At 60.3% G+C, this 16,962-nt stretch carries 2 protein-coding genes; both read right to left on the reverse strand.

Features of this window, described 5'->3' with window-relative positions; all coding sequences use genetic code 11:
• Positions 1–106: 106 nt before the first annotated feature.
• Positions 107–15,781: a DUF5801 repeats-in-toxin domain-containing protein gene (locus DEJ54_RS00355; RefSeq protein ID WP_113152805.1), complete on the reverse strand. Its 15,675-nt coding sequence runs from the start codon at positions 15,779–15,781 to the stop codon at positions 107–109.
• Between the two features lie 485 nt (positions 15,782–16,266).
• Positions 16,267–16,866 (reverse strand): ribbon-helix-helix domain-containing protein, encoded by a 600-nt coding sequence (locus DEJ54_RS00360; RefSeq protein WP_113152806.1) that lies wholly within the window; start codon positions 16,864–16,866, stop codon positions 16,267–16,269.
• Between the last annotated feature and the right edge of the window lie 96 nt (positions 16,867–16,962).

Genomic DNA, 16,962 nt, shown 5'->3' on the forward strand with positions numbered 1-16,962 from the left:
TGCCGCCTGTGGTGTGTTGTGTTCCCTGGCCGGGAAATTACACGGTTCCCGGCGGTTTATCAAACATGCGGCCGCGCAATGGCGGCCGCATGTCGTGTCATTTCACTCAGAATGTGCTCGAAGTGTCACTGCCATTATCGTCCTTGTAGAGGATCGTGATGGAAGCTGGGGGTTGCACATCAAATGTGGCGACTGTCACCCAGTCATCACCGCCGGCGGTTCCGTCCGCATCCACCTGCAGTTCCTTGCCGTCGCCAGGGTTGAGCCTGACGAAATCACCGATACTGTCGCCGGGCGTGGTCGAGAGCGAAACCAGCTCGGAGAGGTCCACGACATCTTCGGAGCTGAAGCCGATGATCTCATCCGGGTTCATGCCGGTGAGTGCGGAAGGATCGAGCACCACCGTATCGATGGCGCCGTCGGTATCGGTGAGATCGTAGGTGTTCTGCCCTTCGCCGCCGGTCAGCACGTCCGCACCATCGCCGCCGATGAGGAGATCGTCACCTTCGCCGCCATCCAGCAGATCGACTGCATCGCCACCGACGAGTGAATCGTCGCCGCCCATGCCGAGCAGTGTCGAACCGCTGTCATTGCCGACGAGAACTTCGTCCGCATCCGTTCCGGTGATGGTGCTGCCCGAGACGCCGGTAACGCTGACATGTGCATCGTCGGTGAAGCCGCTGCCATCGGAGACCGAGTAATCGAACCCGCCGCTGGTGAAGGATGGCGTCGGCGTGTACTCGACGTTGACATTGTCGAAATAGACTTCGGCGAATTCACCGCTTTTCGTTTTCTGAGTCAGCAGACCGCCCAGCGCCAGAGTGTGATCACCGGCAGACAGGTCTATTGTCGTGGTAAAGGTTTTCCAGCCTGTCACGGCGTCGCCGCCGCCGCTGCCAGATGCACCCAGAAGTTCATCAACGACGCCGCCCGATCCGAATGCTTCGCCATCGACACCGGCCAGTACGCGGACATCTTCGCCCAAATCCGTTTCGGCCGTCAGCATTGCGTAATAATCGAACGTGATCGTCACGGTCGCTGCCGATGCAAGGTTGAAGGCTCGCGTGAACGCGCCATTCACATTGTAGCGGTCGCTACCGCCGCCATCGCCGAGCTCGATCTTCATCGCACCGCCACTGGCCGGCCCACTTGTGGAGCGGAACCCGCTGGCTTCCGAACCCGTCCCGGGATAGTAGGCGTCGCGATAGATGAAAGATCCAGCACCGCTGCTGAAGTCCTCATCCACGAACTCTACCGGCGTGCTGGATGGCGTGAAGGTGACATCGCCGGCCAGGCTCACACCGCCATTTTGCGGATTGCTCGCCCCGTCGACACTGAGCGGGCTCGCCGGAGCCGGGTCATTGTGCAGCAGGGCTGCCGTCGGGATATCGATTGCCGAGTAATCGGTGATGTTTGTCAGCACCACGTCATCCGTTGCGCCCGGAGGCGGCAGGATATCGATCGTCAGCGATGCGCCGCTGGTGTCACCATCATTGTCGACCAGAACATAGTCGAAGCTCTCGGTGCCGGGCGTTGTGTCGCCATCGGCCTGATAGCTCCACGCGCCGGTCTCAAAGTTGAACGAGAGTTCGCCGCCGAGTGCACCGTCCACGACAAGGCTTGATCCGTTAATGGCCGGCTGGCCGCCATCATTGAAGATTTTGTCCGGGCCATCCTGATAGGTGTAAGTGACGCCATCCACCGTGATGGAGAGAATGCGACCGCCATCCGCTCCAAGGATGTCGTCGTCACCACCGCCCGCGGCATTGTCGTTGCCGAGCAGGACATTGCCGGAGACATCCACCTGATTGGTGAGATCGAGCAATGCGGTGACCAGATCATCAAAGTTCGAAACCGAGACCACCACATCGCTGCCATCGGCCTCATCGACATCCTGCAGCTGTTCGACATCGATGTTGTTGCCGATCCCGACCGTCTGCACGGTCACGTCATTGTCCTGAACGAAATTGTTCCAGTCGGTCTGCGTACTACCATTGAGCGAATGTCCATCACTGCCAGTCTGCTCGTTCGGATTGCCATCGCTCAGGAAGAAGACCTGATTGTTGTGATCCGAAAGCGGCGTGTAGGCATCCATGGTTTCTTCGATGGCCGCCGTGAAGTCGGTGCCGCCATTGTAAGGGCGGGAACCGCTTCCCGTCGGGTTCCAGGCATCAATCTGCGCTGCGAAGGACGCATAGTCGGTGAACGGTCCTGCAGCACTGGCCTCTGACGAGAACGCGACCAGCTCGATCTGCACATTGCCCGAGGTTCCATCGAAGAAGGCCTGCCCGGCCGCCTTGACCGCATCAAGCATTGCGTCCAGTTCGTTCTTACTCACGCTGCCGCTGAAATCGAGAACGAAAGCGATGTTGAAGTTCTCGGTCCCGAGCGTCAGGCTTGCATCGTCGGCAACGGCCTCCGGTGCATCGTCGAGCACATTGACCTTCAGCGTATCGACGGCCGAATAGTCGCCATCATTGTCCTTTGCACGAACATTGAAGCGTTCCGCCACACCTTCGGGCGTGCCCTTGCCGGGCCGCACATTGTGGTCGAGCGAGTTCTGGTTGAGCTGGTAGGAGCTGGAGTAACCGCCACTGCCATTCGCCGTGACCGTCAGCAGGCCGAACTTGCCCTGCACCGTGCCGCCGCCCGTGACATCGACCCAGTTGCCATTGGCGTCGCTCACCTCGAGCGTGTCCAGCGTGTCGCCCGATGCGAGCGCAATGCTGAGCGCGCCCGTATCCACCGTGCTCGCCACACCCTCTTCCGTGCCGCCCGCAAGACCGGCCTCGTTGACCTCGGCGGTGAACGCGCTGATCGTGGGGGCTGCGTCGGGCTGCAGCGTGATGTCGATCTCGGCAGGAGCCGTATCGCCATCTCCATCAACGATCTCGATGGGCAGAGTGAAGTCCACCGGATCCGTGCTCACCACGGAGGTGCCGAACCCGGTCATGGCGAAGTCATCACCCGAGATGTAGAGCACTTCGAGGCTGTTATAGCCATCCGCCGTGAAGCTGGTGATCGTGACCTGCGTGTCCAGCACGCCGGTGACCTGCGCCACGCGAGCGCCACCCACCATCAAGAAATCGACGGTGTAGCTGCGGTCGGCAAGGCCGCCCGGGCTGCCAACCGTGACCGTGGTCGGGTAGGTGTCCAGCGGATCATAGGTGATCACCTGGTTTTCACCGTCATAGGCAATCACGATGCTGGTGATGCTGTCGCCCGCTCCGTCTCCCACCGTGGTGTTGCCATCCGGGTCATCGAATGCGCTCAACCGGATGGTGGTGTCTGACGAACCATCTCCGAAGGTGACCGCTGCGCCATTCACCGTGTAGTGGCCATCGAACAGGTGATCCTGCTGACCGACATTGCCCTGGTAGTCCGCCGGCGCACCGGCCGGATCGCCCGTCAGGTCCTGCACGAAGTCCAGCCGGATGCCCTCACCGGGGCCGATATTCTGGCCACCCAAACCACCGCCGACACCAGCCGACGCGGCATTGCCGTTGATCGAGGAGCCGCTCGCGCCGATCGGCGTCAGCAGCAGGTCGCGGGAATTGTCATCGACCGGCGAGTTCCCGTCCTGTCCATTGGGCACGAAGCCTGCCCACGGATCGTTGCCGCCGACGAAATCATAGATGCCCGGATCGAAGTCGACCTGGGTGAAGGCATCGACCGGACGATCCATATCCACCGTGTAGGTGCCGTCTGCAGGATCAAGCGTGACCGTGAAGACCGTGACGCCCCCTGCCCCGCCGACCTTGGCGGTCAGAACCGTTCCGCCGGCAGACAGGTGATAGGTGACCGGCTGGCCGCCTGAAGTGAGGCCGCTCTCCTGTCCGTCCGTCACGGTAAAGCGCACCGTACCTGCACCATCGGCACCGTAATTGTCGGTGACCATGCCATCGACGTCCAGATCGAACTCCTGCGGTGTGCCCGCCGAGTTGCTGAGAACGGCATCTTCGGGGACGATAACGGTTGGTCCGTCATCCTCGAAGGAGAACGCGCCGCCAATATCCACCGACGCCGTGTCCTGGTCGCCGTCCCCGTCCGTGACCGTCGCCGTCAGCGTGATCACGTTGCTCGGCAGCTTCGCGGCGGAAGTGCCCGTCTCGACCGGATCGTTCACATCGTCATGCACAACCGAGCGGTTCTGCGTCAGCGTCACATCGCCCGTATCCGGGTTGATGTCGATCTTGAACGCAACCGTGTTCGTGTCGGTGGCAAGATAGCCCTCGATGTCCCCATTGCCATCAACACGCAGCAGGATCGCATCCCCCGACAGCGTGTCCACAAGGCCGCTATCTGTGCCATTATTCAGAGACAGCGCATAGGAGATCGCATCCGCATCCGCGTCATCGTTGTCGTCGGTGTCTTTGAACCCGTCCGCGCCGAAGTCATGCGTGAACAGGCCGGCAAACGACACCGGACCCGTCGTGTCCGTGATGTCCGTATCGTCCGTCACAAGCGAGGGAAGCGTCGCATTAGATGCCTCAATCGAAGGTCCGTCATCCTCGAAGGAGAACGCGCCGCCAATATCCACCGACGCCGTGTCCTGGTCGCCGTCCCCGTCCGTGACCGTCGCCGTCAGCGTGATCACGTTGCTCGGCAGCTTCGCGGCGGAAGTGCCCGTCTCGACCGGATCGTTCACATCGTCATGCACAACCGAGCGGTTCTGCGTCAGCGTCACATCGCCCGTATCCGGGTTGATGTCGATCTTGAACGCAACCGTGTTCGTGTCGGTGGCAAGATAGCCCTCGATGTCCCCATTGCCATCAACACGCAGCAGGATCGCATCCCCCGACAGCGTGTCCACAAGGCCGCTATCTGTGCCATTATTCAGAGACAGCGCATAGGAGATCGCATCCGCATCCGCGTCATCGTTGTCGTCGGTGTCTTTGAACCCGTCCGCGCCGAAGTCATGCGTGAACAGGCCGGCAAACGACACCGGACCCGTCGTGTCCGTGATGTCCGTATCGTCCGTCACAAGCGAGGGAAGCGTCGCATTAGATGCCTCAATCGAAGGTCCGTCATCCTCGAAGGAGAACGCGCCGCCAATATCCACCGACGCCGTGTCCTGGTCGCCGTCCCCGTCCGTGACCGTCGCCGTCAGCGTGATCACGTTGCTCGGCAGCTTCGCGGCGGAAGTGCCCGTCTCGACCGGATCGTTCACATCGTCATGCACAACCGAGCGGTTCTGCGTCAGCGTCACATCGCCCGTATCCGGGTTGATGTCGATCTTGAACGCAACCGTGTTCGTGTCGGTGGCAAGATAGCCCTCGATGTCCCCATTGCCATCAACACGCAGCAGGATCGCATCCCCCGACAGCGTGTCCACAAGGCCGCTATCTGTGCCATTATTCAGAGACAGCGCATAGGAGATCGCATCCGCATCCGCGTCATCGTTGTCGTCGGTGTCTTTGAACCCGTCCGCGCCGAAGTCATGCGTGAACAGGCCGGCAAACGACACCGGACCCGTCGTGTCCGTGATGTCCGTATCGTCCGTCACAAGCGAGGGAAGCGTCGCATTAGATGCCTCAATCGAAGGTCCGTCATCCTCGAAGGAGAACGCGCCGCCAATATCCACCGACGCCGTGTCCTGGTCGCCGTCCCCGTCCGTGACCGTCGCCGTCAGCGTGATCACGTTGCTCGGCAGCTTCGCGGCGGAAGTGCCCGTCTCGACCGGATCGTTCACATCGTCATGCACAACCGAGCGGTTCTGCGTCAGCGTCACATCGCCCGTATCCGGGTTGATGTCGATCTTGAACGCAACCGTGTTCGTGTCGGTGGCAAGATAGCCCTCGATGTCCCCATTGCCATCAACACGCAGCAGGATCGCATCCCCCGACAGCGTGTCCACAAGGCCGCTATCTGTGCCATTATTCAGAGACAGCGCATAGGAGATCGCATCCGCATCCGCGTCATCGTTGTCGTCGGTGTCTTTGAACCCGTCCGCGCCGAAGTCATGCGTGAACAGGCCGGCAAACGACACCGGACCCGTCGTGTCCGTGATGTCCGTATCGTCCGTCACAAGCGAGGGAAGCGTCGCATTAGATGCCTCAATCGAAGGTCCGTCATCCTCGAAGGAGAACGCGCCGCCAATATCCACCGACGCCGTGTCCTGGTCGCCGTCCCCGTCCGTGACCGTCGCCGTCAGCGTGATCACGTTGCTCGGCAGCTTCGCGGCGGAAGTGCCCGTCTCGACCGGATCGTTCACATCGTCATGCACAACCGAGCGGTTCTGCGTCAGCGTCACATCGCCCGTATCCGGGTTGATGTCGATCTTGAACGCAACCGTGTTCGTGTCGGTGGCAAGATAGCCCTCGATGTCCCCATTGCCATCAACACGCAGCAGGATCGCATCCCCCGACAGCGTGTCCACAAGGCCGCTATCTGTGCCATTATTCAGAGACAGCGCATAGGAGATCGCATCCGCATCCGCGTCATCGTTGTCGTCGGTGTCTTTGAACCCGTCCGCGCCGAAGTCATGCGTGAACAGGCCGGCAAACGACACCGGACCCGTCGTGTCCGTGATGTCCGTATCGTCCGTCACAAGCGAGGGAAGCGTCGCATTAGATGCCTCAATCGAAGGTCCGTCATCCTCGAAGGAGAACGCGCCGCCAATATCCACCGACGCCGTGTCCTGGTCGCCGTCCCCGTCCGTGACCGTCGCCGTCAGCGTGATCACGTTGCTCGGCAGCTTCGCGGCGGAAGTGCCCGTCTCGACCGGATCGTTCACATCGTCATGCACAACCGAGCGGTTCTGCGTCAGCGTCACATCGCCCGTATCCGGGTTGATGTCGATCTTGAACGCAACCGTGTTCGTGTCGGTGGCAAGATAGCCCTCGATGTCCCCATTGCCATCAACACGCAGCAGGATCGCATCCCCCGACAGCGTGTCCACAAGGCCGCTATCTGTGCCATTATTCAGAGACAGCGCATAGGAGATCGCATCCGCATCCGCGTCATCGTTGTCGTCGGTGTCTTTGAACCCGTCCGCGCCGAAGTCATGCGTGAACAGGCCGGCAAACGACACCGGACCCGTCGTGTCCGTGATGTCCGTATCGTCCGTCACAAGCGAGGGAAGCGTCGCATTAGATGCCTCAATCGAAGGTCCGTCATCCTCGAAGGAGAACGCGCCGCCAATATCCACCGACGCCGTGTCCTGGTCGCCGTCCCCGTCCGTGACCGTCGCCGTCAGCGTGATCACGTTGCTCGGCAGCTTCGCGGCGGAAGTGCCCGTCTCGACCGGATCGTTCACATCGTCATGCACAACCGAGCGGTTCTGCGTCAGCGTCACATCGCCCGTATCCGGGTTGATGTCGATCTTGAACGCAACCGTGTTCGTGTCGGTGGCAAGATAGCCCTCGATGTCCCCATTGCCATCAACACGCAGCAGGATCGCATCCCCCGACAGCGTGTCCACAAGGCCGCTATCTGTGCCATTATTCAGAGACAGCGCATAGGAGATCGCATCCGCATCCGCGTCATCGTTGTCGTCGGTGTCTTTGAACCCGTCCGCGCCGAAGTCATGCGTGAACAGGCCGGCAAACGACACCGGACCCGTCGTGTCCGTGATGTCCGTATCGTCCGTCACAAGCGAGGGAAGCGTCGCATTAGATGCCTCAATCGAAGGTCCGTCATCCTCGAAGGAGAACGCGCCGCCAATATCCACCGACGCCGTGTCCTGGTCGCCGTCCCCGTCCGTGACCGTCGCCGTCAGCGTGATCACGTTGCTCGGCAGCTTCGCGGCGGAAGTGCCCGTCTCGACCGGATCGTTCACATCGTCATGCACAACCGAGCGGTTCTGCGTCAGCGTCACATCGCCCGTATCCGGGTTGATGTCGATCTTGAACGCAACCGTGTTCGTGTCGGTGGCAAGATAGCCCTCGATGTCCCCATTGCCATCAACACGCAGCAGGATCGCATCCCCCGACAGCGTGTCCACAAGGCCGCTATCTGTGCCATTATTCAGAGACAGCGCATAGGAGATCGCATCCGCATCCGCGTCATCGTTGTCGTCGGTGTCTTTGAACCCGTCCGCGCCGAAGTCATGCGTGAACAGGCCGGCAAACGACACCGGACCCGTCGTGTCCGTGATGTCCGTATCGTCCGTCACAAGCGAGGGAAGCGTCGCATTAGATGCCTCAATCGAAGGTCCGTCATCCTCGAAGGAGAACGCGCCGCCAATATCCACCGACGCCGTGTCCTGGTCGCCGTCCCCGTCCGTGACCGTCGCCGTCAGCGTGATCACGTTGCTCGGCAGCTTCGCGGCGGAAGTGCCCGTCTCGACCGGATCGTTCACATCGTCATGCACAACCGAGCGGTTCTGCGTCAGCGTCACATCGCCCGTATCCGGGTTGATGTCGATCTTGAACGCAACCGTGTTCGTGTCGGTGGCAAGATAGCCCTCGATGTCCCCATTGCCATCAACACGCAGCAGGATCGCATCCCCCGACAGCGTGTCCACAAGGCCGCTATCTGTGCCATTATTCAGAGACAGCGCATAGGAGATCGCATCCGCATCCGCGTCATCGTTGTCGTCGGTGTCTTTGAACCCGTCCGCGCCGAAGTCATGCGTGAACAGGCCGGCAAACGACACCGGACCCGTCGTGTCCGTGATGTCCGTATCGTCCGTCACAAGCGAGGGAAGCGTCGCATTAGATGCCTCAATCGAAGGTCCGTCATCCTCGAAGGAGAACGCGCCGCCAATATCCACCGACGCCGTGTCCTGGTCGCCGTCCCCGTCCGTGACCGTCGCCGTCAGCGTGATCACGTTGCTCGGCAGCTTCGCGGCGGAAGTGCCCGTCTCGACCGGATCGTTCACATCGTCATGCACAACCGAGCGGTTCTGCGTCAGCGTCACATCGCCCGTATCCGGGTTGATGTCGATCTTGAACGCAACCGTGTTCGTGTCGGTGGCAAGATAGCCCTCGATGTCCCCATTGCCATCAACACGCAGCAGGATCGCATCCCCCGACAGCGTGTCCACAAGGCCGCTATCTGTGCCATTATTCAGAGACAGCGCATAGGAGATCGCATCCGCATCCGCGTCATCGTTGTCGTCGGTGTCTTTGAACCCGTCCGCGCCGAAGTCATGCGTGAACAGGCCGGCAAACGACACCGGACCCGTCGTGTCCGTGATGTCCGTATCGTCCGTCACAAGCGAGGGAAGCGTCGCATTAGATGCCTCAATCGAAGGTCCGTCATCCTCGAAGGAGAACGCGCCGCCAATATCCACCGACGCCGTGTCCTGGTCGCCGTCCCCGTCCGTGACCGTCGCCGTCAGCGTGATCACGTTGCTCGGCAGCTTCGCGGCGGAAGTGCCCGTCTCGACCGGATCGTTCACATCGTCATGCACAACCGAGCGGTTCTGCGTCAGCGTCACATCGCCCGTATCCGGGTTGATGTCGATCTTGAACGCAACCGTGTTCGTGTCGGTGGCAAGATAGCCCTCGATGTCCCCATTGCCATCAACACGCAGCAGGATCGCATCCCCCGACAGCGTGTCCACAAGGCCGCTATCTGTGCCATTATTCAGAGACAGCGCATAGGAGATCGCATCCGCATCCGCGTCATCGTTGTCGTCGGTGTCTTTGAACCCGTCCGCGCCGAAGTCATGCGTGAACAGGCCGGCAAACGACACCGGACCCGTCGTGTCCGTGATGTCCGTATCGTCCGTCACAAGCGAGGGAAGCGTCGCATTAGATGCCTCAATCGAAGGTCCGTCATCCTCGAAGGAGAACGCGCCGCCAATATCCACCGACGCCGTGTCCTGGTCGCCGTCCCCGTCCGTGACCGTCGCCGTCAGCGTGATCACGTTGCTCGGCAGCTTCGCGGCGGAAGTGCCCGTCTCGACCGGATCGTTCACATCGTCATGCACAACCGAGCGGTTCTGCGTCAGCGTCACATCGCCCGTATCCGGGTTGATGTCGATCTTGAACGCAACCGTGTTCGTGTCGGTGGCAAGATAGCCCTCGATGTCCCCATTGCCATCAACACGCAGCAGGATCGCATCCCCCGACAGCGTGTCCACAAGGCCGCTATCTGTGCCATTATTCAGAGACAGCGCATAGGAGATCGCATCCGCATCCGCGTCATCGTTGTCGTCGGTGTCTTTGAACCCGTCCGCGCCGAAGTCATGCGTGAACAGGCCGGCAAACGACACCGGACCCGTCGTGTCCGTGATGTCCGTATCGTCCGTCACAAGCGAGGGAAGCGTCGCATTAGATGCCTCAATCGAAGGTCCGTCATCCTCGAAGGAGAACGCGCCGCCAATATCCACCGACGCCGTGTCCTGGTCGCCGTCCCCGTCCGTGACCGTCGCCGTCAGCGTGATCACGTTGCTCGGCAGCTTCGCGGCGGAAGTGCCCGTCTCGACCGGATCGTTCACATCGTCATGCACAACCGAGCGGTTCTGCGTCAGCGTCACATCGCCCGTATCCGGGTTGATGTCGATCTTGAACGCAACCGTGTTCGTGTCGGTGGCAAGATAGCCCTCGATGTCCCCATTGCCATCAACACGCAGCAGGATCGCATCCCCCGACAGCGTGTCCACAAGGCCGCTATCTGTGCCATTATTCAGAGACAGCGCATAGGAGATCGCATCCGCATCCGCGTCATCGTTGTCGTCGGTGTCTTTGAACCCGTCCGCGCCGAAGTCATGCGTGAACAGGCCGGCAAACGACACCGGACCCGTCGTGTCCGTGATGTCCGTATCGTCCGTCACAAGCGAGGGAAGCGTCGCATTAGATGCCTCAATCGAAGGTCCGTCATCCTCGAAGGAGAACGCGCCGCCAATATCCACCGACGCCGTGTCCTGGTCGCCGTCCCCGTCCGTGACCGTCGCCGTCAGCGTGATCACGTTGCTCGGCAGCTTCGCGGCGGAAGTGCCCGTCTCGACCGGATCGTTCACATCGTCATGCACAACCGAGCGGTTCTGCGTCAGCGTCACATCGCCCGTATCCGGGTTGATGTCGATCTTGAACGCAACCGTGTTCGTGTCGGTGGCAAGATAGCCCTCGATGTCCCCATTGCCATCAACACGCAGCAGGATCGCATCCCCCGACAGCGTGTCCACAAGGCCGCTATCTGTGCCATTATTCAGAGACAGCGCATAGGAGATCGCATCCGCATCCGCGTCATCGTTGTCGTCGGTGTCTTTGAACCCGTCCGCGCCGAAGTCATGCGTGAACAGGCCGGCAAACGACACCGGACCCGTCGTGTCCGTGATGTCCGTATCGTCCGTCACAAGCGAGGGAAGCGTCGCATTAGATGCCTCAATCGAAGGTCCGTCATCCTCGAAGGAGAACGCGCCGCCAATATCCACCGACGCCGTGTCCTGGTCGCCGTCCCCGTCCGTGACCGTCGCCGTCAGCGTGATCACGTTGCTCGGCAGCTTCGCGGCGGAAGTGCCCGTCTCGACCGGATCGTTCACATCGTCATGCACAACCGAGCGGTTCTGCGTCAGCGTCACATCGCCCGTATCCGGGTTGATGTCGATCTTGAACGCAACCGTGTTCGTGTCGGTGGCAAGATAGCCCTCGATGTCCCCATTGCCATCAACACGCAGCAGGATCGCATCCCCCGACAGCGTGTCCACAAGGCCGCTATCTGTGCCATTATTCAGAGACAGCGCATAGGAGATCGCATCCGCATCCGCGTCATCGTTGTCGTCGGTGTCTTTGAACCCGTCCGCGCCGAAGTCATGCGTGAACAGGCCGGCAAACGACACCGGACCCGTCGTGTCCGTGATGTCCGTATCGTCCGTCACAAGCGAGGGAAGCGTCGCATTAGATGCCTCAATCGAAGGTCCGTCATCCTCGAAGGAGAACGCGCCGCCAATATCCACCGACGCCGTGTCCTGGTCGCCGTCCCCGTCCGTGACCGTCGCCGTCAGCGTGATCACGTTGCTCGGCAGCTTCGCGGCGGAAGTGCCCGTCTCGACCGGATCGTTCACATCGTCATGCACAACCGAGCGGTTCTGCGTCAGCGTCACATCGCCCGTATCCGGGTTGATGTCGATCTTGAACGCAACCGTGTTCGTGTCGGTGGCAAGATAGCCCTCGATGTCCCCATTGCCATCAACACGCAGCAGGATCGCATCCCCCGACAGCGTGTCCACAAGGCCGCTATCTGTGCCATTATTCAGAGACAGCGCATAGGAGATCGCATCCGCATCCGCGTCATCGTTGTCGTCGGTGTCTTTGAACCCGTCCGCGCCGAAGTCATGCGTGAACAGGCCGGCAAACGACACCGGACCCGTCGTGTCCGTGATGTCCGTATCGTCCGTCACAAGCGAGGGAAGCGTCGCATTAGATGCCTCAATCGAAGGTCCGTCATCCTCGAAGGAGAACGCGCCGCCAATATCCACCGACGCCGTGTCCTGGTCGCCGTCCCCGTCCGTGACCGTCGCCGTCAGCGTGATCACGTTGCTCGGCAGCTTCGCGGCGGAAGTGCCCGTCTCGACCGGATCGTTCACATCGTCATGCACAACCGAGCGGTTCTGCGTCAGCGTCACATCGCCCGTATCCGGGTTGATGTCGATCTTGAACGCAACCGTGTTCGTGTCGGTGGCAAGATAGCCCTCGATGTCCCCATTGCCATCAACACGCAGCAGGATCGCATCCCCCGACAGCGTGTCCACAAGGCCGCTATCTGTGCCATTATTCAGAGACAGCGCATAGGAGATCGCATCCGCATCCGCGTCATCGTTGTCGTCGGTGTCTTTGAACCCGTCCGCGCCGAAGTCATGCGTGAACAGGCCGGCAAACGACACCGGACCCGTCGTGTCCGTGATGTCCGTATCGTCCGTCACAAGCGAGGGAAGCGTCGCATTAGATGCCTCAATCGAAGGTCCGTCATCCTCGAAGGAGAACGCGCCGCCAATATCCACCGACGCCGTGTCCTGGTCGCCGTCCCCGTCCGTGACCGTCGCCGTCAGCGTGATCACGTTGCTCGGCAGCTTCGCGGCGGAAGTGCCCGTCTCGACCGGATCGTTCACATCGTCATGCACAACCGAGCGGTTCTGCGTCAGCGTCACATCGCCCGTATCCGGGTTGATGTCGATCTTGAACGCAACCGTGTTCGTGTCGGTGGCAAGATAGCCCTCGATGTCCCCATTGCCATCAACACGCAGCAGGATCGCATCCCCCGACAGCGTGTCCACAAGGCCGCTATCTGTGCCATTATTCAGAGACAGCGCATAGGAGATCGCATCCGCATCCGCGTCATCGTTGTCGTCGGTGTCTTTGAACCCGTCCGCGCCGAAGTCATGCGTGAACAGGCCGGCAAACGACACCGGACCCGTCGTGTCCGTGATGTCCGTATCGTCCGTCACAAGCGAGGGAAGCGTCGCATTAGATGCCTCAATCGAAGGTCCGTCATCCTCGAAGGAGAACGCGCCGCCAATATCCACCGACGCCGTGTCCTGGTCGCCGTCCCCGTCCGTGACCGTCGCCGTCAGCGTGATCACGTTGCTCGGCAGCTTCGCGGCGGAAGTGCCCGTCTCGACCGGATCGTTCACATCGTCATGCACAACCGAGCGGTTCTGCGTCAGCGTCACATCGCCCGTATCCGGGTTGATGTCGATCTTGAACGCAACCGTGTTCGTGTCGGTGGCAAGATAGCCCTCGATGTCCCCATTGCCATCAACACGCAGCAGGATCGCATCCCCCGACAGCGTGTCCACAAGGCCGCTATCTGTGCCATTATTCAGAGACAGCGCATAGGAGATCGCATCCGCATCCGCGTCATCGTTGTCGTCGGTGTCTTTGAACCCGTCCGCGCCGAAGTCATGCGTGAACAGGCCGGCAAACGACACCGGACCCGTCGTGTCCGTGATGTCCGTATCGTCCGTCACAAGCGAGGGAAGCGTCGCATTAGATGCCTCAATCGAAGGTCCGTCATCCTCGAAGGAGAACGCGCCGCCAATATCCACCGACGCCGTGTCCTGGTCGCCGTCCCCGTCCGTGACCGTCGCCGTCAGCGTGATCACGTTGCTCGGCAGCTTCGCGGCGGAAGTGCCCGTCTCGACCGGATCGTTCACATCGTCATGCACAACCGAGCGGTTCTGCGTCAGCGTCACATCGCCCGTATCCGGGTTGATGTCGATCTTGAACGCAACCGTGTTCGTGTCGGTGGCAAGATAGCCCTCGATGTCCCCATTGCCATCAACACGCAGCAGGATCGCATCCCCCGACAGCGTGTCCACAAGGCCGCTATCTGTGCCATTATTCAGAGACAGCGCATAGGAGATCGCATCCGCATCCGCGTCATCGTTGTCGTCGGTGTCTTTGAACCCGTCCGCGCCGAAGTCATGCGTGAACAGGCCGGCAAACGACACCGGACCCGTCGTGTCCGTGATGTCCGTATCGTCCGTCACAAGCGAGGGAAGCGTCGCATTAGATGCCTCAATCGAAGGTCCGTCATCCTCGAACTTGATCAGCGCGCCGAGTTCGGCCGTGTCGCTGGCAGTGTCGCCATCGCCATCGGTCAGAACAACGTTCAGCGAAACGAGACCGCTGTTCATCACCTCCGGCGTCAGGCTTTCGTCATGAGCTTCAGCGTCCGAACCGGGGTTCTGGTCGTGGAACAGCGCACGCGACTGAGAAACGGTGATATCGCCCGTGTTTGCATCCACGCTGATGCGGAACACTTCGTCGCCGCCCGTCTGCGTGCGACCAACGATTGCGCCGCCTTCTTCGCTTAGAACGACCGGCTCGCCCGAGAGCGTGTCGGTGAGGCCGGTCGCGCCGGCGTTCAGGATGAGCGAGTAGACCTTGGACTGCGCGCCATCGGCACCCGGCGTCGCCGTTTCCGTGAAAAGAGCAGAGCCGGGAACGGTGAGGTCAGCCAGAAGGCCGCCCACATCGCCGTCGTCGGCATCATTGTCCGTTTCATCAAGGACAATCTCGCTTTCTTCCGCAGGTGCGAGGTCGATCGCCGGCCCGTCATCAGTGATGGTGACGGTCAGTTCGTCGGACGCCGTGTCGCCATTGCCATCGGTGACGACGAAATCGAACGTGTCGGTGACCACATCGTCTGCCTCGGTCTGGCCGGCATTGGCGTGATCGATGGTGTTGGTGGTCAGCACATATTCGAAACCATAGGTGCCATCGCCATTCGGCGTGACGATGAGCTCGCCATAAACACCCTGAATGGTGCCGCCATTGGTGACGTCGACGCTGACGCCGGACGCGTTGGTGACGACAAGCGAGCCAAGGCCATCGCCGCCCGGATCGACCAGAACATTGCCCAGCGTGCTGGTGGTGCCGCCGCCGGATCCACTGGCAAGCGCGCTCTCATTCACCTGTCCGGGGGGCGTTCCGAGGCTCACAATGCTGAGCTCGGGGAAATCGTTCTCCCGGATCGACGGGAACAGCTCGCGCCGCTCCAGCGTGCCGAACTGCAATGCCGTGGGAGGCAGAAGATCGATCACGGGGCCGGCATCGCCGATATCGCCGTTGGGCGTGTTGAAGCCGCCGCCGCCGCTCTGGGAGGCAGCGGACACCACGGTCAGAGCGCCATCGGGACCGGCCGCGACGTCGATGCCGTTGGCCTGAAGGGCGGCAGCGAGCGCGAGTTCGGGGATTTCCACATCGCCGATCAGGAAGGTGGGCACCTTGAGAGCGGCGTTGAGAATGGTGACGGTCGAGCCGTCGGGCTGCACGAGAACCAGATTGTTCCCGTCGAGCCTGATCTCGTCGATCGAGACACCCTGCGGAAGGCGGACAACATTGTCTGCATCAGCCGCCAGCTCAGCTGGAAGGGACGCAGCGGGCACTTGCGCATCAGGTTGCCCTTCCGACTCGGCCGTTGCCGGATCCACTGGAACCGGCTCTTGGGCATCTTGGGCCAATAAGACAGAGGATGCATTCTCATCACCAACTGACGAAGGCATCCCCTTGCCAGATGTGATCGTACCACCCGTGAACTTATGATTGGCCATGACAAACCCCCATGTTCGATTTTCTAAAAATCAAGCACGGCAATCATCAACAGACAATACTAGGGAGTTTCAATTGATATAATCAGATATACAAAATAGCAATAAATTTAACTTGGTTAATGAGGTGAAATAATATTATATATCAATTATTCTTCGATCGCACCGATACTAGACCATGAAGCCAAAAGCCGAGTGGACGATGAACGATAAAACCAAAGTCCAGAACAGACTTTAAGATAAATCACTCTCCCCTCCATCAATACAACGATCAGCTGCGGGGAACCAGTCATCGTGTTCATTTTCGTTCACGGTCTCAGCCGTCAATTGGGTAAAACAAAGGCGATGATAGCATCCCTGTCTATCATGGGGGCCAAAATTGCGTTGAGCTGCCCACGGACCGTTTGTCCGGCAACCCCAATGACGAAGCCAACCGTCGCCAAACCAGTTCCTTCGGCCTTCAGCCTATCGATCAGTTCGGCAAACGGCATAGCAAGGGATAAGTGCACGCCTTGATTAGCCTTGTGTAACGGAAACCGCGTCTGCACAAAATGAATGAATGCCGGATTTTGTGCGATCAGACGCTTATCATCCGAAAGCGCAAAGCAGGGTGTTGGGCAGGCTTGGACCTGATTTTCTACCGCGTTCAGTTCGCTAACGGACCGGATAGCGTCGCGTTCATTGCGCAGATACTTTACCGCTTCTACACGCAGGGCGGAAGTAAGATTGGCACCTTCATTTAAGCGGCCCTCACACTGGGCAATGACCTCTCCAAGGGGTTCGTCTCTGGAAGCGGCAAGCTCATCAAGGGCCCCCCAATAGACTTCTTCCAAACGTATTCCGCGACGTTTTCCGCCTACCCGAACCAAGCGAAAGCGCGGCGCGAGGGCCCATTTCTCATTTGATTTGTGATCATCGCTCATCGTCGCGCACCACCCCCAAAGCGTTTCATTCAGCTTCTTCTTTTCCGAATTCTCCAGTCAAGCGCGAATGCCCCCCTACCTACAATCATAGCAATA

Source organism: Nitratireductor sp. OM-1 (genome assembly GCF_003296175.1).
Taxonomy (GTDB): Bacteria; Pseudomonadota; Alphaproteobacteria; order Rhizobiales; family Rhizobiaceae; genus Nitratireductor; species Nitratireductor aquimarinus.